General features: G+C 43.5%; 21 protein-coding genes. 6 read left to right on the forward strand and 15 right to left on the reverse strand.

Annotation, left to right across the window (positions count from 1 at the left end; genetic code table 11):
- Window positions 1-69: 69 nt before the first annotated feature.
- The 5 genes from AC1TPC_RS04050 to AC1TPC_RS04070 all read right to left on the reverse strand — a co-directional run bounded on the left by AC1TPC_RS04050 (window position 70) and on the right by AC1TPC_RS04070 (window position 3,639).
- Entirely contained in the window at window positions 70-1,056 is a 987-nt protein-coding gene (locus AC1TPC_RS04050) for a beta-ketoacyl-ACP synthase III (protein ID WP_482065576.1), read from the reverse strand.
- A gap of 9 nt (window positions 1,057-1,065) precedes the next feature.
- Window positions 1,066-2,055, reverse strand: a complete 990-nt coding sequence (gene plsX / locus AC1TPC_RS04055) for a phosphate acyltransferase PlsX (RefSeq protein ID WP_482065577.1) — start codon at window positions 2,053-2,055, stop codon at window positions 1,066-1,068.
- Window positions 2,039-2,635, reverse strand: a complete 597-nt coding sequence (gene fapR, locus AC1TPC_RS04060) for a transcription factor FapR (protein ID WP_482065578.1) — start codon at window positions 2,633-2,635, stop codon at window positions 2,039-2,041. Before fapR ends, plsX begins: the two co-directional genes overlap by 17 nt.
- 270 nt (window positions 2,636-2,905) lie before the next feature.
- Window positions 2,906-3,079 carry a 50S ribosomal protein L32 gene (rpmF, locus tag AC1TPC_RS04065; protein WP_006036546.1) on the reverse strand — a complete coding sequence of 58 codons (174 nt, stop codon included), beginning with the start codon at window positions 3,077-3,079 and terminating at the stop codon, window positions 2,906-2,908.
- A 38-nt stretch (window positions 3,080-3,117) separates the two neighbouring features.
- Complete coding sequence (locus AC1TPC_RS04070; protein ID WP_482065579.1) at window positions 3,118-3,639, reverse strand: YceD family protein; 522 nt, start codon at window positions 3,637-3,639, stop codon at window positions 3,118-3,120.
- A 162-nt stretch (window positions 3,640-3,801) separates the two neighbouring features.
- Here AC1TPC_RS04070 and AC1TPC_RS04075 point away from each other — a divergent pair, with 162 nt between their 5' ends.
- Complete coding sequence (locus tag AC1TPC_RS04075) at window positions 3,802-5,049, forward strand: nucleotidyltransferase (RefSeq protein WP_482065580.1); 1,248 nt, start codon at window positions 3,802-3,804, stop codon at window positions 5,047-5,049.
- 16 nt (window positions 5,050-5,065) lie between these two features.
- Here AC1TPC_RS04075 and AC1TPC_RS04080 read toward each other — a convergent pair whose 3' ends face one another.
- The gene (locus AC1TPC_RS04080; protein ID WP_482065581.1) at window positions 5,066-6,121 is read right to left on the reverse strand and encodes a S16 family serine protease; all 1,056 of its coding nucleotides are present in this window, start codon (window positions 6,119-6,121) and stop codon (window positions 5,066-5,068) included.
- A gap of 211 nt (window positions 6,122-6,332) precedes the next feature.
- On the opposite strand from AC1TPC_RS04080, the gene AC1TPC_RS04085 reads away from it, so the two are divergent.
- Window positions 6,333-7,565 (forward strand): nucleoside recognition domain-containing protein, encoded by a 1,233-nt coding sequence (locus tag AC1TPC_RS04085; RefSeq protein ID WP_482065582.1) that lies wholly within the window; start codon window positions 6,333-6,335, stop codon window positions 7,563-7,565.
- 30 nt (window positions 7,566-7,595) lie between these two features.
- Here the strand turns inward: AC1TPC_RS04085 and coaD are convergent, their stop codons facing one another.
- The 3 genes from coaD to AC1TPC_RS04100 form a co-directional block, all read right to left on the reverse strand.
- Entirely contained in the window at window positions 7,596-8,099 is a 504-nt protein-coding gene (gene coaD / locus AC1TPC_RS04090) for a pantetheine-phosphate adenylyltransferase (RefSeq protein ID WP_482065583.1), read from the reverse strand.
- Entirely contained in the window at window positions 8,086-8,679 is a 594-nt protein-coding gene (rsmD, locus tag AC1TPC_RS04095; RefSeq protein WP_482065584.1) for a 16S rRNA (guanine(966)-N(2))-methyltransferase RsmD, read from the reverse strand. Before rsmD ends, coaD begins: the two co-directional genes overlap by 14 nt.
- 693 nt (window positions 8,680-9,372) lie before the next feature.
- Entirely contained in the window at window positions 9,373-9,624 is a 252-nt protein-coding gene (locus tag AC1TPC_RS04100) for a YolD-like family protein (protein ID WP_482065585.1), read from the reverse strand.
- A 907-nt stretch (window positions 9,625-10,531) separates the two neighbouring features.
- Here AC1TPC_RS04100 and AC1TPC_RS04105 point away from each other — a divergent pair.
- Together AC1TPC_RS04105 and AC1TPC_RS04110 are read left to right on the forward strand one after the other, a co-directional pair.
- Window positions 10,532-11,641 (forward strand): hypothetical protein, encoded by a 1,110-nt coding sequence (locus AC1TPC_RS04105; protein WP_482065586.1) that lies wholly within the window; start codon window positions 10,532-10,534, stop codon window positions 11,639-11,641.
- An 86-nt stretch (window positions 11,642-11,727) separates the two neighbouring features.
- Window positions 11,728-12,561: a copper amine oxidase N-terminal domain-containing protein gene (locus tag AC1TPC_RS04110; protein ID WP_482065587.1), complete on the forward strand. Its 834-nt coding sequence runs from the start codon at window positions 11,728-11,730 to the stop codon at window positions 12,559-12,561.
- A 291-nt stretch (window positions 12,562-12,852) separates the two neighbouring features.
- Here AC1TPC_RS04110 and AC1TPC_RS04115 read toward each other — a convergent pair whose 3' ends face one another.
- From AC1TPC_RS04115 to AC1TPC_RS04125, 3 genes are all read right to left on the reverse strand, one after another.
- Entirely contained in the window at window positions 12,853-13,224 is a 372-nt protein-coding gene (locus tag AC1TPC_RS04115) for a VOC family protein (RefSeq protein WP_482065588.1), read from the reverse strand.
- A gap of 170 nt (window positions 13,225-13,394) precedes the next feature.
- Window positions 13,395-14,027, reverse strand: coding sequence for a RecX family transcriptional regulator (locus AC1TPC_RS04120; protein ID WP_482065589.1), 633 nt, complete (start codon window positions 14,025-14,027; stop codon window positions 13,395-13,397).
- Between the two features lie 525 nt (window positions 14,028-14,552).
- Window positions 14,553-14,840, reverse strand: coding sequence for a hypothetical protein (locus AC1TPC_RS04125; RefSeq protein WP_482065590.1), 288 nt, complete (start codon window positions 14,838-14,840; stop codon window positions 14,553-14,555).
- 1,265 nt (window positions 14,841-16,105) lie between these two features.
- Here AC1TPC_RS04125 and AC1TPC_RS04130 point away from each other — a divergent pair.
- Together AC1TPC_RS04130 and AC1TPC_RS04135 are read left to right on the forward strand one after the other, a co-directional pair.
- Entirely contained in the window at window positions 16,106-16,264 is a 159-nt protein-coding gene (locus AC1TPC_RS04130; protein ID WP_053375666.1) for a hypothetical protein, read from the forward strand.
- Window positions 16,265-16,465: 201 nt separating this feature from the next.
- Window positions 16,466-16,576 carry a YjcZ family sporulation protein gene (locus AC1TPC_RS04135; RefSeq protein ID WP_482065591.1) on the forward strand — a complete coding sequence of 37 codons (111 nt, stop codon included), beginning with the start codon at window positions 16,466-16,468 and terminating at the stop codon, window positions 16,574-16,576.
- A gap of 116 nt (window positions 16,577-16,692) precedes the next feature.
- Here the strand turns inward: AC1TPC_RS04135 and AC1TPC_RS04140 are convergent, their stop codons facing one another.
- The 3 genes from AC1TPC_RS04140 to AC1TPC_RS04150 all read right to left on the reverse strand — a co-directional run bounded on the left by AC1TPC_RS04140 (window position 16,693) and on the right by AC1TPC_RS04150 (window position 20,999).
- On the reverse strand, window positions 16,693-17,322 hold the full coding sequence (locus AC1TPC_RS04140) for an HAD family hydrolase (protein ID WP_482065592.1): 630 nt from the start codon (window positions 17,320-17,322) through the stop codon (window positions 16,693-16,695).
- An 885-nt stretch (window positions 17,323-18,207) separates the two neighbouring features.
- The gene (locus AC1TPC_RS04145) at window positions 18,208-19,404 is read right to left on the reverse strand and encodes an MFS transporter (protein ID WP_482065593.1); all 1,197 of its coding nucleotides are present in this window, start codon (window positions 19,402-19,404) and stop codon (window positions 18,208-18,210) included.
- A gap of 62 nt (window positions 19,405-19,466) precedes the next feature.
- Window positions 19,467-20,999: an FAD-dependent oxidoreductase gene (locus AC1TPC_RS04150; RefSeq protein ID WP_482065594.1), complete on the reverse strand. Its 1,533-nt coding sequence runs from the start codon at window positions 20,997-20,999 to the stop codon at window positions 19,467-19,469.
- Window positions 21,000-21,002 lie beyond the last annotated feature (3 nt).

Genomic DNA, 21,002 nt, shown 5'->3' on the forward strand with positions numbered 1-21,002 from the left:
TGTAATGTAAGCCGATAGGAAAGCTTACCACGACTTATTTTATAGAGATAAGCTGCGTAAGTACAAATACTACCAAACCAGCACCGAAGCGCCCCAAGTCAAGCCGCCGCCAAAACCAACGAGCACCAGCTTGTCTCCATCATTCAAACGGCCCTGCTCCACCGCTTCGGCGAGCGCAACCGGAATGGAAGCCGAGGACATGTTGCCATACTTATCAAGATTAATCATCGCTTTATCCTCTGACAGATTAAGACGGTTCAAAGCAGATTGAATAATGCGGATGTTCGCTTGGTGCGGCACAAGAAGATCGATATCATCCTTCTCAAGTCCAGCCTTAAGCAGCGCTTCTTCAGCCACGCTTCCCATAATTCGAACGGCAAATTTGAAAACATCATTGCCTGCCATATGAATGTAGTGCTGCTTCGTCTGTATGCTCTCCTCCGTCGCCGGAATGCGGGAGCCTCCACCCGATACTTTCAGCAATTCTCCGCCGCTGCCGTCTGCGCCAAGCTGGAACGAACGGAAGCCGCGGCCCTCTTCAACCTGACCGAGCACTACAGCGCCGGCGCCGTCTCCAAACAAAATACATGTATTGCGGTCCGTGTAATCTGTAATGCGGGACAGCGTCTCAGCGCCTACGACAAGCACATGCTTGTACATGCCGCTGGCTACCATGCTCGATCCAGTAGCCAGTCCGTAAATAAAGCCTGAGCAAGCGGCAGAGAGGTCAAATGCGGCAGCTTTTTTGGCGCCTAACTTATCTTGAAGCAAGCATGCTGTCGATGGAAAAAACATATCGGGAGTAATCGTAGCAACAATAATAAGATCAATATCTTCCGGTGTTAATCCAGCCGCAGCAATTGCTTTAAGCGAAGCATTCAGCGCGAGGTCTGACGTCGCTTCCTGAGCGGACGCAAGGCGGCGTTCTTTGATGCCTGTGCGCGTTACGATCCACTCGTCGTTCGTTTCTACCATAGCTTCTAGCTCTTTATTTGTTAAAATGCGTTCTGGAACATATTTGCCTGTTCCGATAATGCCTACAGGATGCAAACTCATTTCGCACTCTCACTTCCCGTTTATTTCTGCTGCTATCGTTTCGATCAATTGACCTTGGATAGCGCTTCGCGCCTGCCTTACTGCGTTCTTAACGGCAAGAGCGTCCGATGAGCCGTGGCATTTGACGACGAGGCCGTTCAGGCCAAGCAATGGAGCGCCGCCATGCTCTTTATAGTCCATTCTTTTCTTCAATGAACGCAGATTCGGCATCATGATCGCCGCTGCAAGCTTTGTCAATAACGACTGACCGAAAGCATTCTTGAGCGATGTAAAAATCGTACCCGCCGCGCCTTCCATCGCTTTCAGCATAATATTGCCGGCAAAGCCGTCGCAAACAAGCACATCGCAATTGCGGTTGAGAACATCTCTAGCCTCGACATTCCCGATAAAATGAATCGGCGCCTGCTGTAGCAAAGCATATGCCGCTTTGGACATCTCGTTTCCCTTCATCGCTTCGGTACCGACGTTCAGAAGGCCAACCCTCGGCTTCTCTAGGCCGTGTACTTTAGCACGGTAGATGCTGCCCATAATCGCATATTGGAGCAAATGCTCCGGTTTTGCGTCCATGTTCGCTCCCAAATCAAGCGTCAGTATGCCGACATCGTCCATCGTTGGCATCATAGGCGCAAGCGCCGGACGCTCAATGCCATCCATTCTTCCGACAACAAGAAGTCCCGTTGCCATCAGAGCGCCTGTGTTGCCGGCAGAGAGCATCGCATCCGCTTGCTTCTCGCGAACGAGCTGCCCGGCAACAACCATGGAGGCCCCTTTCTTGCGGCGCACCGCTTTAACCGGCTCGTCATCGGCACCGATAACCTCATCCGCATGACAAATGGTTATGTTCGCAGGCTTCTGCCCCTTCATGAGCGGTTCAATGACAGACGTATCGCCGACGAGCAGCAGCTCCGTATCCGGCCACTGCGCCGCCGCCTCAAGCGCTCCCTGCACAATTAAGCTTGGAGCGTTATCCCCGCCCATAGCATCAATAGCGATCCGCACGTTCGTTGCCTCCTTCAGTATCTGTGTCTCCCGCGGACCGAAAAATTACAAAATTACCTTGGAACACCATTTCATCGCCAACATACGTAAACAGCTCTACCTTCGCCTTGCTTCTTTCGCCCGAGATAGAACGAACGTAAGCCTTGGCAATACATTTCTCCCCGAGCTTAACAGGGCGAATGAATCGGATGTCCGCTGTTACGGTTAGCGCAATTTCATCATCTATAATAGCAACTGCCAGTGAATTCGCTTGTGCAAATACGTGATGGCCCCTTGCGATTCCGGTCCTGGAGAATACATGCTCCTCGCGAATCTCGAACACCGAGATACCGCTCTTGTCCAATTCCAGATCGACGATGTCACCGATTACCTCATGCAATGGCAACGATCGAACGGAATCATAAGAACGTTCAGCCATGAGCTTAAGTCTCTCTCTAAGCTCCGGAATACCAAGCTCCATTCGGTCAAGCCGAATCGTTTGGATGCTTACTTTCAGCAGTCGCGTGAGTTCCCGATCGGTTATAAAAGGATTTTCATCAATGTGTCTGGCAAGCTGCTGATGCCGCTGCCGTTTGGGCATTCGTTCGATGTTCGGCACCACCTTTTACCGTATAGTGACATAAACGATTCTTATTGCGCCTTAGCCGTTTAAGGCACCAGTACGATTAGTATATGTATGCTGCTTGATATTATCACCTGGTACTAATAAAGTATATAAAAAAATACGCCCGAGCGCAATGTAGCTTAAGGATATAAGGCTTCTCGAGTATTCCATGATTGGAGCCTCGCCTTATTACAGCAAAAAATAGCACCTCATCACTGATGAAGTGCTATTTCTGACATCAATCCACTATTGGGAAATGATCTCTTTTGTTTTGTAATATCCACAAACTTTGCATACGTGGTGAGCCAATTTCAACTCTCCGCATTGCTCACACTTCACCATGCCCGGTACTGCAAGTTTGAAATGCGTACGACGTTTATCACGGCGAGTCTTGGATGTTCTACGCTGAGGTACTGCCATATTTAACACCTCCTTCAAAAATTCAATCAACATTACGCTTATTCCTTAAATAGATCCTTTAGCGCTGCAAAACGAACATCAATCTTCTCGTTCGAACAGCTGCATTTGTGCTCATTTAAGTTCTGTCCGCAAGTCTGACAGAGACCTTTACAGTCATTGCTACAAAGCGGTGCAAAAGGCATGAACAATTGAAGCGCTTCTTCCACATAAGGCCTCAAGTCCAGTCTTTCTCCATTCACCTCAATGAAGTCATTCTCTTCCTCTTCCATATCCTCATCGTTCTCTTCGGTATCCGAAGGCCGTTTGAATACTTCCGAGAATCGAATAACCGTATGGTCCTTCACCGGTTCGAGACAACGCGAGCAAGGAAGCTCGAGATCGATGGCAAGCTTGCCGTCGACTTCAATGAATCCTTCATGCCCAGTTACCTGAAGCGATACATGGAGCGGTCCCGTACGATAAACATCCTGGCGTCCTTTAAAAAGGTCACTGACTTCCAACTGTTCGTCGATTGTCGTTTTTAACCCTTTGGACATTGTTTCTTGAATATGAAACTGCATCAGATCACCCCAAACAAACAAAGATTATTATATCTATCAGACTACCGTTTTGTCAACATTTTCACACTGCTTTTCCATAAGTCTTTGAGCAGTCCGTGATTGAACGCCTTCTCTATGCTATAGTGAAACAACCAACATTTAACAGAGAGAGGACCCAAGTGAATGCGCACAGTCGGACTTATTGTCGAGTACAACCCGTTTCATAACGGTCATTTGTATCATTTGCAACAATCACGTAAAATAACGCAAGCTGACGCAGTCGTTGCTGTCATGAGCGGCCATTTTCTTCAGCGAGGCGAGCCTGCCCTGCTCGACAAATGGGCAAGAACGCGCATGGCGCTTGAGGGTGGCTGCGATCTCGTAATCGAGCTGCCAGTCGCTTACGCGACGCAAGCTGCCGAATGGTTCGCCTATGGCGCAGTATCGCTGCTTGAAGCGACAGGCGTCGTTGACAGCTTCTGCTTCGGAACGGAATACGGCGAGCTTGAGCCGCTGCTGCTGGCAGCCGAGATCGTTGCAAACGAGCCGCAGCCCTTCAAAGCGCTCTTGAAGCAGCAGCTTCAAACAGGCATCAGCTACCCAAGCGCTTACTCCAGCGCCATAACAGCCTATTTGTCGGAGCTAGGATATGCTTCTGCTGCTAATTTCCCGTTCTCGCTTCCTAATCATACATTAGCGCTACACTATTTGCTTGCCTTGAAACGGCTAGGCGGCAAAATGGAGCCCTTCACCATCACCCGAGAGAAAGCGCAATATAATCAGGATACGCCCACCGACAGCCTGATCGCAAGTGCGACTGCGATTCGCAAGCTGCTGCTGGAGCAGCGCTCGCTTAGGGAAGCCCGTGCTTACGTTCCAGAGACAACCTATCGCATTCTGCAGCAGGAATGGTCGGCAGGCCGCTGCCCGATCAGTTGGGAGCCGTTTACCGACGCTTTGCTGCATGCCATTGTCACTCGCTCACCGGCGGAGCTAGCACAAATCCATGAAATATCAGAGGGCTTGGAGCATCGTTTGCTGAACGCTCTTCCGAAGCTGGCGTCACGAGAGTTCGAAGACCTATTGGAAGCATTGAAAACGAAGCGCTACACGCGAACGAAGCTTCAACGCGCGCTGCTCGCCATTCTGCTTGGACATAGCAAAGCCGACCTCACACAAGAAAAGCTCGCATCGGGTGTTGAATATATAAGAGTGCTCGGTTTTACGGAAAAAGGCAAGCATTTATTGCGCCGTATGCGAAAATCCGCTTCATTGCCCGTGCTGCTAAGCGCTGCAAGGCCGCCTAAGCCTTTGCGCTTCCTAGAGCTTGACACGCAAGCAAGCAGCGTCTATATGCTCGGTGTTTCCAAGACATCTGCCCCGCAGCCGTTGTTCCGCGACTATACGGATAAACCGATTGCGCTCGAATAGGTTGCGGCCTGGAAAATTATTGGGCATTTGCAGCATGGAAGGCTTGTATTTGGTCCATCGCTTCCTGCAGCGTACCGATGCTGACTACCTTCATCGAGGTGCCTAACGCTTTTGCTTTGGCGCTTGCAGCCTCAAAATTATCGGCAGGCGCCAGAAACAGCTGAGCGCCTTCTTCGCTTGCAATTACAATTTTCTGCTTGATGCCGCCGATCGCGCCAATTTTCCCGTCAATTGTAATCGTACCTGTCGCCGCAATGCGATGGCCGCCCGATAGATCGCCTTTCGTAAGCAGATCCAATGACTGAAGAGCAAAGACAAGACCAGCCGATGGACCGCCGATATCCCCCGCTGTTATGGTAAGACGGTTATCGCGATCCGCTGGCACTAAGCTGCGCAGCTCAGTTAAGCTCTTAATGCCAAGCGCCTCCATGAGCTGCTCATCCGACATGTCTGAATGAAAAGCATTGGCCGAGAAATTTACGCTTAGCTTTTCTCCGCTGCGGTCGATGTTGATCTGGATCGGCTTATCCTTGCTGAGCGCTTGCAGCATGTCAATCATATCATCCGTGTTGTCAATCAGCTGTCCGCCAGCTATGCTTAGAAGCTTGTCTCCCGCTTGAAACGAGCCGGAATCGGCTTGATCCTTCACAACAACGTCAGACACTACTAAACCGTCCAGCTTGCTCTCATAGGGCAGGCCTGCGTAGCGGTAAGCTGCCTCGATCGCATTATTTTGCGAGCCCTCCATGATCACATTCAGACGTTCAGCATATTGCTCCTTCGAATAACCTCGCAGCACGTCCCGTTTAAGATGGACCTCCATATTTGAATTGAGCATTGACGAGAAAGCTCGTAAAAAATTCGGCTCCGTTAATTTTACCGCTGTCAGCAAAAAATAACCTTCGCCCAGACGATCGCCCTCTTCAATCGAGACCATTGACTTAACGGGTACAGCAATTCCCGGTTCATAAACGACATAAGGCGTCGGCGCATACAATAACACCCACATTAATGCCGCGGTCGATACCGCAATCATAGCCATTCTGCGCAAATCAGATCGTTGCTTTTGCATCCGCCACTCCCCTTCAAGCCCCCAATTTCTATTTCTGAAATGCCGGAAACAGCTTCTACTCATGGACATGCACTCTCATATGGTCTATCAATCGTTATGCATGCGTACTATTTAACGTATAGGATTGTCCATTTCCTCCTGACATCAGGGCGTTTATCTAAATGACACGTTTATTCTTTTTTACCAGCGTATGAAAGGAGTTGAGCAGCACTTGGCTAAAACGGTTCTGTTAGCGTTCCTGTCCGTATTGCTTGTCGTATCTATCATCCTCCAGCCGGATGCTTCTTTTCAATCCTCCTTGCAAGGACTTACCGTGTGGTGGAACATCGTATTTCCCGGCTTGCTGCCGTTTCTCGTATTGTATGAACTCATTGCCGCCTTCGGCCTTACGAACGCCATTGGATCGCTGCTCCAGCCAGTAATGAGCAAATTGTTCAAGCTGCCCGGGGAAGCAGCGATTGCTATCGTTTTAGGCTGGATGGGAGGTTACCCTGCTGGCGCGGAAGCGGTGGCCTCTTTGCGCAAAAAAAGTCTCGTCTCAAAACAACAGGGCCAGCGATTGCTAGCCCTTGCCCACATGCCTAACCCATTGTTCATGCTCGTCGTCGTTGGCGCTGGCTTTCTGCATAAGCCCATTGTTGGTGCAATCATCGCTGCTGCTGTATGGATTTCCGCATTATGGCTGATGCTTCTAATGACACTGATCAGCCGTAAAGGGCAGGATGTAGACACGCCTGTTACGTCAGCGAACGCAAACGGTTCAGAGCAAAAGGGCGGTATGCTTCAGAGAGCTGCTGAGGCGCTTCGCATCGGCAGGGAGCAGGATGGCCGCACCTTTGGCAAGGCGCTTGGCGATTCCGTCGCAGCCAGCGTTCAAAAACTTATGATGATCGGCGGCTTTATGATTTTCGCCGCAGTTCTTGCTAAATTGTCAGAGCCGCTGCTGTCCCCGCTTCTAGCTAAAGCCGGACTCAGCTTCATCAGCCAAGCCTTATTTGAAGGTCATTTAGGCGCTTACGCAGCAGCTATATGGGATGCGCCTGGAGCCGGATCGATTGGCAACGCCGCCGCGATCGCTGCCGTACTTGCATGGAGCGGTCTCAGCGGTATTTTGCAAGCGGGCTATTCGATTACTGGAACGGATCTCAAGCTGCTCCCATTCGTCGCATGGAGAATTGCTCACGCCTTGCACGCTCTCCTATTTATACTGCTGCTCTGGAAGCCGATCACCACGCTGCTGAGTCCTCTGCTTGCTCCTAGCGCCAGACCGACTTTCACAGACACGTCCAACACGCCGGATCAAGCTGTTGCCGTTGCTGTCAAAGCCGGTGATTTGCCGTTATTATGGCAGTTCTCCATATCGGCATGCGTGCTCCTGGCCCTCTTCGGACTCATCTTATCCATCATACTGCTGCCGTATCGCCGCGCTGACCGAACATTATAAGTGATAGGATAACTTTTTAAGAAAATTCGTTTAATTTTTGGGTTTGTATTTCTCCCTTAATTGCGTCTCCACAACCGGCGGTACCAGCTCATGCACAGCCCCATGGAACTGGGCGATTTCTTTTACGATGCTGGAGCTTAAATATGAATATTTAGGGTTTGTCATCATAAACATCGTATCAATTTCATTATCGAGCAAATGGTTCGTCGAAGCGAGCTGCAGCTCGTATTCAAAATCGGTTACTGAGCGAATCCCTCTAATAATAACGTTTGCCTGCCGGGATTTCATGAAACGAACGAGCAGGTCCCTGAAGCTGTCGATCTCTACATTCGGAATATCTCGCGTAACCTCTGCAAGAAGCGCCTTGCGCTCATCAACGCTGAACAATGGATTTTTGCTTGAATTATTCAAAACGGCTACAATGAGCCGATCAAATTGCTTCGCGGATCTGCGAATAATGTCCAGATGACCATAAGTAACAGGATCAAAGGTACCTGGGTAAACGGCTACTCGCTCTTGTTTATTCGTTGACATCAGCTTCACTCCCGTCGCAGCTATCTAGGCTGTTATATTGATATATGGACACGGCGGTATCCCCGTATTTCGCATGCTTCAACTGGTCAAAATGGTCCAGCTGCTCCGAATACCGGTGAGCGGCGTCATGCTCAACGACTATAATCGCATCCAGCTCCAGCATCTGTTTCTCAACGAGCTGTGCTATCAGACTATCCATCGTGACCATTTTGTATGGCGGGTCAAGAAAAACAAGCCGGAACTTCTGCCCCCGCTTCGCTAGCGCTTTCAATGCGCGCTCCGCATCATTCCTATAAATTTCAGCAGCACTGCCCATATTCGCCGCTTGAACATTTTGACGAATAATATCGATGCTTATATTTTCCCGATCAACAAACACAGTACGCTCTATGCCTCTGCTCCAAGCTTCTATGCCCAAACCGCCTGTACCAGCAAACAGGTCCAGCGCTACTCCGCCGTCGAAGTAAGGTCCAATCATGCTGAAAATAGCTTCCTTCACCTTATCCGTTGTCGGCCTCGTGTTCATGCCAGGCACAGCCTTCAGCGTGCGGCCCTTGGCCTCGCCCGCAATGACTCTCACTGCAATTGCCCCCTTCTATCTCATTCCCGCCTATCGTACCATAGAATCCCTTTCACAATAAAGCGGCGCCTATCAAAAAATGATTGGCACGTAGCCGTTCGAAAGAATGACGTAAATATTCAATTGTCTGATGATGTATATTTCCCAGCAAACCGGACATGATAAGTTCATCGGCGTCGCAAGATGTCGTAGACAACCGCGGAGAAGACTTACGTTTCCCCATAAGCTCTTCGTCCGGTTTCTCCTCTCCCATGAAAAGGGCGCCCCGAAAGGGGCGCCCGATTTTTTGTTTAAAGCCTTATATAGCAAGGGTTTTAAACACTTTAGTCTTGTTCCATTTAGTAGTTGTCGTTGAACTGTCGTTATAATTTTTGAAACCCAAATCAGATCTATCCACTACTCGATCACATTTGTGCTTCTAGTTTCTTAATGCTCTCATATTCACAAACTTCTAGGTTCCAAATAATCTCTTCCGGGACGCCATTAAGGTCAACCTATATCATTCTAATGATTTACATAAACCCGCAAATCCCTTGTGTACAAAGGAATTGCGGGTTTTTCTTTTTCACAAAACGAAATTGAGAATACGATAGAATACGATAGATTTTGATTTTTTTTTACACATTTTTTACACACGGTATTTTTAAATAAATAAAGCCCCTAACGTAATATAAGGGCTTAATGTTTCTTCTATTAAGTATCACTTGTCTGAACCTTCATAATGTCCATAAAAGGAACCTTTGTTATGTCCCCAAGATTTTCAATATGAACTGTCTTTGTTCGGGAGTCCAACTTCGTTATTTTCCCATTAACAGGTTGATCCCAATTCCAAACAATTAATTTTAATTCTAATTCTTCCTGCTGAGCTTCTACCAGGCGCTCGACTAATTCCTCTAATTCAAATTCGTCCCTCGTCGGTCGTTTTGGTCCCTTTGCTTTTGCCAAGTCGATTTCCTCCATTCTAGATGCTGCTTGTTTATGGCAACCACATGCTCAGGCAGCATCATTCTACTACTCGACCACATTTTGTTGCTTTGTGGATCTAGTCGGTAAACTTTCTTCATTCTTCCATCCTCATGACGATCTAGGTTTCAAATGTTCTCTCGAATAGAGGATTTGAAATGTATTGGCGTTTCTGTCCCATAAAACAAACCCTTCTTTGACCAAAAGATTAATTGCATCTATTATCTGATCTTCGCTTCTCTGTGATCGTTGGCTGAGATATGGCACATTAATTATGGAAGGTTTGTGTTGAAATGTGTTCCAAAGTACGATCTAAACTTTTCTGGCATTATCATCAAGCATGCTGTTTAATCAACTCCACATCAATTATGCTTTCTACATTAAACACACGTGGCGCATTCGCACTAAGGCAGAAAGCTCTAACCTTTCCATTTCGGACGGAGAGCACTTGAATTAAACGTATCGAGATATTTCGTTTACGGTCATTGTATATAATTTGTACTGTCCGGCCGATATGGTTTTCGATCATGGCCATCACTCCAATGCGAATATTTGTTCTTATTTTATTACAAACACACGTTCGGTTTCAAGTTAAAATAAACTCCAGCGTCACTGGAGTCTTCTTTTGTTCATCGTTTAATTTGCGGGACGCAAACGTCATTTCGTAAAATACTAATTGATTTTGCGGCCTCGCCTAAATTATCATCAAAAAGGTACAGATGGTTAAATATAGCAAATTGACATTAAAAGGAGGGAATGTATACGCATATCTTTTTTATATAAAAGTTGGATTCAAAATGAACTATCATATCTTAAGGTGAAGGATTATATTTGTTGTTTATAAGATTAAGGAATAAGGATAAAAAAACTAAGAATAAGGGGTAATAACATGAAGAAATATTTTTCGTTATTATTAATATTGATCCTATTAATCCCAACTAGTATAGTGACTGCTGCTAGCGAAATATTAGAAGAAAAGACATATATTGATCCATCTCTACCAGAGAAAGATAAAAAAATTCTGAGAGATGTCATGAAGAATCTCGATAAGGAAGATCGTAAGAATGTGTTTTACATTAATGAAGAGGATGGATTTTTCACAGCAAATAGTTCGAAAGCATTAAACGAATATAAAGAGACATACAAAAATATAATTGATTCTGAGGGTAAGTTAAAGAAAAACCCTGAATATGTAGATCAGATAAGTACAATAACAAAAGAGACAGGTCTTGTTAATACATTATCATATTTACCTCCTTCTAATGCATGTGCAAATGCAAATTCAGGTCCATATCGTAGAGTTAAATCTGTAAAAGGATATTCTCGTTTAAACACGTATGTTTATTTGCCGGAAAAAGGAACTGAAGCAGTGATGACTCCTAAGCAAAAGACTGTTAACGGTGTAACAAAACCTACAGGGGATACAGCTTATATGTACGTTGGTGCATTAAATACTATTGGCTCTACAATTTATCAAGTAGATGCTGGCCTATCATTAAATTATGGTGATGGTATTGCCCCAGTTTATCCAACTGAAGAAACCTGGGCAATGACTTCACTTGGAATGGGCTCAATTTATAGTGGAAGTCCTGCGAACTTTAAAATGGGAACAACCGCATTTATGAAGTTTTATGTTCCTGCTAATAACCAAGCAGCATTATATGTAAGTGGAACTGCCAAAGATGGAACAGCTCTTGAACAAACACTGGTATGGAATGTGAGTTCGTCAAAGGGTTTCACACCTACAGGATCAAATATGCAGGTGAAAAGAGTTACTTCAATTGCGCAGACAGATGGTTATCAAGATTTTACAACAGGTAGTTACTTAAACAATGCTAAATGGAGTAATATTAATATAGGTACAACTTCTGGAACTGAGACAGCTTGGAATGCATCTCATATTTCGGAACATTGCGGTTATCAAACTTCTAATGTTTTAATTGATTGGGTATCTTGGGCCGAAGAAACAATTAAAATAAAAGCAGGTACATTACCTTGATTGAGTCATAATTATGAACTATCACTCGAGATAATCGAGTGATAGTTTATTGTTTTTAGTAAGATAAATAAAATGGAGGTATTAAAATGAATAAAAAAATTATTATAACCTTGGTTGCGATACTTTTCTTGTTACTTCCTCTGTCAACTGCATCAGCAGGAGTATTACAAAGTAATTCATTAAAATTGAAACTTAATGGTGCGTTTCTTATATATTTTAAAGGAACAATGCCATATATTGATGACAACAATCGAACATTAGTTCCATTAAGAGTTTTTTCAGATGTACTTGATGGCGAAATTACATGGAATAATACTGCAAAATCAGTCAAATTGAAAACATCTAAACTAACAATCATAGCAAGTCTCAATAAAAAGGAGGCAATTATTAACGGGAAAAATGTGAAATTAGATACTTCCATAGTAAACAAAAACGGAAGTATTATGGTGCCGGCCAAATGGATAGCAGATGGGTTAGGAATCTCAATAAACTGGGATAAAAAAAATAAAGTCGTTTCATTAAACTATGAGAAATTCTTTCAAACGGGACCATTAGAAAAAATGAATAATGAGCAACATGTAGATACAAAATTTAATACGAATATTATACCTTTGAATATGTCGTATGGTACTAAAGACGGTAATGAATTATTGAAAATAAAAATTTACAATAATTCAAATTATGCATATCAACAAGGAGAACTTCAAGACCATTTATTAGTTTTGGTCGATAATAAAAACGTAATTGAAGAAGGCACAAAAGGCGAAACAAATAGTGATCGATCAGATCTTCGATTAATTACAAAAATTGATTCTAATAATACCTATGAATATTATCTTCCAGTGGGAAGACTTGACCAAAAGCAGCTTCAATTAGACTATCCACAATATGCATTCGTTAGATTCTACAAATATAAATAATTCATAAATAGGAATTTAGGATTTATTAAAGGTTTAATCTAAAAACGGAAGCAAAACAGTCACTATTATAGTGATGTATTGCTTCCGTTTCTACTTTATTGCAAAATAGGAACTGATTTTTCACACTTATTTTTCACACTGTGTTATTAAAGTTATCCCTGGATTGTTGATTTCTGACCAAAAGAAAAACCGCCCTATCATAAGGCGGTCAATTCTAAACTATCGTTGCAAAATAGCTTAACGCATCCTTGCTTGAATGCTCTAATGCACATCCCTATTCCATTCTCTACTTCATCTGTGTTGATCTAAAAGAATGGGATTACCATCAGGATCTTCAATTGTTAAACTTGCAGGGCCTTCGCTTGTTTCATCTGCTTCAGACAGTATTTTAATTCCTTTTGCTTTAAGCTGTTTTTGAATATCTCGAATGTCCGTAAACGAATTAAGATTTTCACCATTTTCATTCCATCCTGGATTAAAGGTCAGAATATTCTTTTCAAACATTCCTTGGAATAGACCAATTATACAACTTTCATTCTTCAGAATGAGCCAATTTTGAGTAATATCGCCTCCTAACACTTGAAATCCTAGATTTTCGTAAAATAATTTTGATTTGTGAATGTCTTTTACATTTAAACTTACCGAGAATGCGCCCAGTTTCATATTTCCTCCAATAAAAATTTATTTTCAGAAGATTTATTACAAAGATTCAACATTAAATTGATGAACACATTAATCTGACAACTTCGCAAATTACATACGCTAATTATTCGCTAATTGATTAAACTATCCTGCTCGTTAAATCGAGTAGGAGGGTGCGCTAGCCTCCTAAATTAATCTTCATCGTATGTTGTCATTTCCATCGTTTTTTTTGCGATGTCAAACCCATAACCCCTCCCCATCAGAAATTGAATACATTTTTGTTTCCACTCTCGTTCTGATTTTGTCTTTCTTTTATAGGTTTCGATTTTACTTTTGAGCGCTTTGGCGGCAGACGCCAGTTCATCCGACTCTGTTATTGCACTAAGTGCCTTATCAATACTCGTTTGTTCAACCCCTTTTTGTTTTAATTTTTGAGCAATCATTCGTTTCCCATTCTTCTTTAGGTTCGACCCGTCTTTTGCGAACTTACGCGCGTAATCTTCGTCATCCACGAATTTATAGTTTTTTGCCCATTCCAATGCTTTCTTAACGACAGCCTCATCAAATCCCTTTTTGGTCAATTTCTCAATTAGGATATGTTGCGTTTTATTCATCAAATAGTTCGTAATATACCCTTTCGCTTTTTCGAGCTCGTCTTCAAACAAAACAGACTCCAATTTTACGGGATCTACTTCCTGATCCACCTGAAGCTTATGTTTAGCGGCTGCATATGCAGAAACTCCCACAAGAAATTGATCATCTACATATACATTTACACGATCCTTATTTCGCTTTTGAACTTCTATACACGTGATCTTCGGCATGATTGCCTCCTGCACTATTAGGTTTTACATGGTTACATGGATGCAAAACTAATATATATTTTAAACTCTTATCATACCATGTAACTTCATGCCATATTCCTGTGTCCGTTTGATTAACAACGATAAATTAAAAAGTCCGAAAACCCATTTTCCATAGAAATGCCAATCGTCTAATCAAATCTATTAATCTTTGAATATTGTAGATTAACTTGAGAAGAGGAGATGATTTGAATGGGTTACTGTAACTGTAATAAAAGAGAGAAAGAAAAAGATGTTAAAGTTATTTTTGTTAAACCTGGTCAAAAAGTTCTTGTTATCGGCAAAAAGCAGCACCGGACATGTAAACATTATTACTAATCGTTTCGTGGAGTTCTTTTTCATTCAAGCGCTCTAAATGAACAATTAATAAAGCAAGAAAAAGACCTGAATTCTCTATTTCTTAGAGGATTGAGGTCTTTTTTTTGTGCCTCGCGTTTTTTGAAGGCGTTATTCATCTTCGCTTATTTCATTTTCATTTCATCTAATCTAACCATTAGAGTCTTGAAGAGGATTGTTTTGAAGTGCCATTGCATCGGCTTGAGCCTGTTGAAGTATTTGTTGTGCCAATTGAACATCTTGCTGCTCCTGCTTCACTTGTTGTTGTGCTTGTAAGACTTGTTGAGTCTCTGTTTGCAACTGAAGCCCCGCCTCTAGCAGTTGTTGACTCTCTGCCTGCAGCAGTTGATGTGCCGCTTGAACTTCTTGTTGTGCCTGCTTTAGCTGTTGATTTTCCAGAAGATCATCCGCTAACTGTTGTTGATTTTGATTTATCATAACACGAGCCTCCCATATTTTTGTTTTAGTCCCGTATTGACCAATAATTATGGTGCTCTTAATAACATGTTTCTATGCGATAATTGAATTTCTTTTTACATTAGACTCTATTCTCACGGTACTATATAAAGTTGGCACTTATTGCACTCAAAAAATGGTCATATCATAACTATATAAAAGAGATCCTTCTTACACTCCATCTACTGACAACCCAATCGTTCATTCTCCCCATTTACATCCATCAATTTAATAATCTATACTTTATTTATAATTTGTCCTAACATTTGTAAGTCATATGAATCCAGGGAGAGGTTTCGGTGAAAAGTCTACTTACTAGATTGTATTCGGAGTACCTGCTTATTCCCCGTTCAATACGCTTATTGCTTCTTTGGGGATGGATAGCGCTATTCTTCTACGTTGGTTTTAAATTAAGTTGGTTTATTCATTTATGACCTCATCGATCAAATTTACGCAAATAATTTACTCACATCGTATAATTGAAGGATTTATTATAATTTTGCTTTACGCCACGAAGTATAACCCAATTTTCCCCAATCTATCAATTGTCCAATCGAATCTATTAATCTGTGAATATGCTAGATTATCTTGAAACGCAGGAGGTGATTAGAATGGGATATGGAAACTGCTGGAAAAAAACAAAGAAAAAGACGTTAAAGTTGTATTTGTAAAACCTGGTCAAAAAGTTCTTGTTATCGGCAAAAAAAAGCATCATCGCACATGTAAACCATGTAAACATTTCGGCTACTAATCAATATGGAGCGCTTGGTTCCCAAGCGCTCTTACATACTTATCTAAGGAAGAGGGTAACCTCTTCTTTTTTCATGAAGAAAATATCTCTTTGACTCATAAGAACTGCATAATACCCAATTTCCTCCAAAAAACCAAATGTCCAATCAAATCTATCATTTATGAATATAATATATTATCTTGATAAGAGGAGTTGATTTGAATGGGTTACGGAAGCTGCTGGAAAAAAGACAAAGAGAAAGACGTTAAAGTTGTATTTGTAAAACCTGGTCAAAAAGTTCTTGTTATCGGCAAAAAAAAGCATCATCGCACATGTAAACCGTGTAAACATTTCGGCTACTAATCAATATGGAGCGCTTGGTTCCCAAGCGCTCTTACATACGCTTATACATTCTGATTTAGGATTCCGCTGAGCTCCAAAGACGATGATGAATATGAAAATTATTTTGAAGCACAATAAGATGTCTTGCCAAACAAAACCAAAAGGAGTGCTGTTTATGCGCGAAGGTTTGATACCTGCCGTTCTTGGAACTGTAGTTTCTGCTTCTGGTGCAAAAATGCTGAATAGCAAGTACAAACTTGTTGGTGTCGGTGTCCTTGGCTTTGGTCTTGCCCACGTTATTCTTGGAGCGATCGATTTGGTTGAACATCGGTAAATTTGGCGAGATAAACGGGGAGGCTTTCTTTGCCTCCCTCCTTCCACGTCTTATAAAGTCTTCATGTGAATAAATACTTCTCTTCTCTTTAAGTCTAGGCATTTGGACTTGATAAAATGCAACCGTGACAAACATCCAATCACTAAACAGCCGCCACGCATAACTTACAGGGTACTTAAGATGCTGGGAGGTGAATGTTTAATGTCTGGATTCGTTGGTGGTGCTAACAACAGTATTGGTTTTATTCTTGTGCTCTTCATTTTATTGGTGATTATCGCTTGCAGTTGTGGATTTGGCGGCTTCGGCGGTTAATAAGAATAGTACTTGAACTTTAATATCTAATTGCAACCCCTCCATGCGTTAACCGTTCATTTCTCATGCTTTGCCGAAGGGCTCATATTATGGGCCTTTTGGTATTGACTATCTCCCTATTCCCCAAGCAATTCGATTACATCTTGCGGTCTTTCAAATTTAAACTTTGCATTTATGCTCTCATGATTTTTGCATCCCCATAATGCCAAGCCAAAATCAATGCCAGCATCCCTCGCACATTCATAATCGTAAATCGTATCACCTATGTAAATAGAAGCTGCAGGGTCAGAGCCCGATATTTCTAAAAACTTTAACAATGGTTCAGGGTTAGGCTTATGCTTTAACGTGTCGTCCGCACAAACTATATATGATAAATAACCCATTAATCCGAATGGTACAAAATCATTAGTTAATTCCTCATTGGTCTTGGAAGTCACGATTCCTTGAACGGCATTTTTTTGCTTAATGGCATCCATCAAATCATGAATTCCACTATACACCTTAATTGAGCTGAAAAAATCTCTCATAAAATAATTCCATCGATCATTAGCCTTATCCACATTTTCTTCTTCAATTCCTAATTTCGGCAATGATACCGATCCCGGAATACCGAGCACAAAAGTCAAGTCCTGCTTATCAACAAGATGACCGTAATCTGTTTTAAGCATTTTTTGCAGCGATCCTATTACAGCTGTTTCGGTATCGATTAATGTGCCGTCAACATCAAAAATGATTGTCTTATACATCGTGGATTCTCCCCTTCAGAAATCGAGTAATTGTATATCCATTATACTACGAATGCCGTACCTATTTTAACAGATTTCGTCTTTGGGCCAATAACCGTTATAATATGCCTCCGAGACAAATACCCAAGCACAAATCAACTTTAATGCATAAATTACAGAGTATTCAACTCGCAAGGAGGTGCATTTATACAATGTCCGGTCATGTAGGTGGTTCTTTTACAAACATTGGCACAATTTTGGTGCTATTCATCTTGCTGGTGATCATTGCTTGTAGTTGTGGCGTATTCGGAGGTTATAAAGGCTACTAATAAAGACTCTGGATGCCCACCATGCATTCAAGCTGCTAACACCCCCAAATAAAATTTCCGAAAAGGCCCATAGCATGGGCCTTTTCCCTTTTCACCATCTCTTAAGTCGGTTGAAAGCAATCGTATCTAGCAATCTTTTTTTAGCTGAGTATCAATCAAATCTATCAAAAAAGGCTTTTAGCTTATAGCAAACCGCTTCCTATCTGCATTTGATATATAGAGCTTCTTGAAAGTGAGGTGATCGATATGTCTCGTGTAGGTATTCCGCTTGAGCCAGATTTAGTATTAGTTTCTTGGACAAGAAACCCGCTTGCCCCCGGCTCAGCCCGTCGAATAACAGCTTCTCGCGTAATTGGCAGCGCTAGACCCTGCGGCCGTAAGCTGAAACCGAATTCACTTTTAGTCCCTGCTATCAAATGTTTGAAGAAGAACGGTTTTGTTATTGTCGTCAGCAAAAAAACAACAGACGTATCAGGGTATTTCCTTTTGCAACGCGGATAGCAGTTTTGGCTTAATACGCGCTCGGTATGAGGCTCCATGTGACGGGGTCTCTTTCCTCTGCCTGCAGCGGGCTAGCTCACGGGTTGCTTGGCTTGATGGCAAGCAAAGCAAGCAAACAGCAAAGAATTCCGAACCCGGCAAACAAGTAGAATAACAAAGCTTCATTTTGCAAAAGTAAAGACGCAACAGGAGGACCCGCTGCTACACCTATAAAGCGAGCGCTGCTATAAAGCGAGGTAATCGTGCCTCGTTCCTTCTTCTCGATTCCTTCTGTTATTAATGCGTCTAAGCTAGGAAGCGATAGACCGATTCCAGCGCCGCTTACAAACATGAAGGCAAGAAGAAAAACGATCCCTTTCGAACTCATTACTCCGCATAGCAGCATCATGATTGCTAAGATAGCCATTCCCATGACGATTAACCACTTCATTCTCCCCTTGTTTTCACCAACGATTTTACCAGTAATGAATGAAGCCAGGCAGATTGCGCTCAATGGGATGGCAAGCAGCAACCCCTTCCTAATACCATCAATGTGATACCGATCCTCAAGGACCGATGACAAGTCGTAGAGGAATCCGAACATGATGAACATGCCAATACCGCCGATTGCAAACGTTGCATACAGCCATCGTCCATTTTCAGCGAGTATTTGTTTAATCGATTGAAAAAAAAGCTTAAGATTGCCACCCTCTTTCTGATCTCGCTCCGGCTCCTTGACAAGAAAGATGACTCCAATTATGGCAAGCAGGGATATGAACGGAATGACGGCTAGCGGCAGAAACCATACGACAAGCGCAAGCGCCGCGCCTAACACAGGACTGAGTACTTTTCCAAATGTATTGGAGGTTTCAATCATACCCAGCCCGCTGCTTACTTCCTCCTCGCTCTTGAACATGTCCCCAACCAAAGGAATGACGACCGGAAATGCTCCCGCAGCGCCAACTCCTTGAATGAATCGGCCTGCCAAGATGACCGCGTACGCATGAGAATCCATTAACCATGCAGCTAATCCAGCAACCAAGCCTCCAACGGCTGCAATGGAGAGGCCGGTCGCTATAATGATTTTCCGTCCATAGAGATCCGACAAATACCCCGCGATTGGTATACAGAGGATAGAGACTGCAGCATATACCGTAATGATTAAGCTCGACTGTACGGAGGTGATATGCAATTTTTTCTGCATTAACGGAAGCACGGGAATTAACATAGAGTTAGCGAGCGTCATAATTAAAGGAATGGATGCTAAGGCAGCTAAATCCCACTTTTGTTTCACAAATACTCCCCTCTCTCGTTTTGGCTCACTATAAATGGACTACACAATAGTCGCAATCGCAATTAGAGGTGCAAGGTCAGTAGCGGTATTTCTGCCGGGCCTTCGACTACTTCGCCGCTAACAGTAAATCTTGAGCCATGGCATGGACAATCCCAAGTTCGATCCCCATTATTCCATTCCACTTCGCATCCCATGTGGGTGCAGGTCGTATCCACAAGGAACAGCTTTCCTTCGGAATCCTTGTAAGCCCCTGCTCTCTTGCCATGAAGCTTAACGACACTGCCTTCATCCGGCGCTAAATCCTTGGGATGCTTGTGAACCATTTCAAGCTTGCCGGCTATAAGATGCTTCGCCACGTCAGCATTGTCGACAATAAGATTTTTGATGGTCCCAAGCCCGATCGAGCGCGATGGAGCATACAGCCCCTCGTACGCACTGTCCTTTTCCATAATTAAATCTCGAATGAGCAGAGCAGCCGCCGTACTATTGGTCATCCCCCATTTGCGAAAGCCGGTAGCTAGGTACACGTTTGGAGAAGAAGCCGTTATACGGCCGATGTAAGGTATTTTATCTCCTGTAACGAGATCCTGGGCAGACCAGCGATAAGCAATTTCCTTCAGCCTAAAATTTGTCTCCGCGAATTTTCGCAGCTCTTCGTAATGATTGATCGTGCAAATCCCTTGCCCCGTCTTGTGGCTCTGGCCGCCTATAAGCAGCAATTTGCCTTGCTTCGCCGTTTCAGCATAACGAATAGATCGCTTCGGGTCCTCAGCACTTAAATACATGCCCTCTGGACACTTATTCTCAACATGGACGCCAAGCACGTAAGAGCGGTCCGCATGCATTCTTGCAAAATAAAAGCCCAGCCCATCATAAAACGGAAAGTGTGTGCAGGATACGACATGCTTGCATGCAATGCGATGGCCTTTGCTCGTAATAACCTCAGGATGGATACCCGGCTCGACATCTACGGCTGTTGTGTTTTCATAGATCTTTCCACCCGCTTCTACAAACTTAAGCGTTAATGCAGATAAATATTGCAGCGGATGGAACTGTGCTTGATTATGCATAATGACAGCTGCTTTTGCAGGTATTTGCAGCGGCGTTTGTTCCACATAGCCTCCCGGTATGCCTAAAGTGGCGTAGGCGGACATTTCCTTCTCCAGCTTTTTTATGTAATCATCCGAATTCGTATAGATATACGCGTCCTGCACTGAAAATCCGCAATCGATTTTGTTTTGTTCAATCGTTTGCTTCATGAACTGGAGGGCATCATGGTTAGCCTTGTAATATAACGATGCTTTCTCTTCTCCTTCCTGGTGGATAAGCTCGTCATAGATCAAATCATGCTGCGCCGTTATTTTGGCCGTCGTATGTGCCGTAGTACCGTTTAGAAGCCGTCCCGCTTCGACAAGCACGACGCTAAGCCCCTCCTTAGCAAGCAAATACGCCGTTGTAATGCCAGAGATGCCCCCTCCGACGACGACAGCATCAGCTTCGATGCTTTGCTCGAGCGCGGGGTAAGTAGGAAACTCGGGCGAAGATTCGATCCAATAAGACTCTGGAAACTTGGGGATATGGTCCTTTTTTGTCATGCC

This window comes from Paenibacillus sp. Y280 (genome assembly GCF_056786335.1).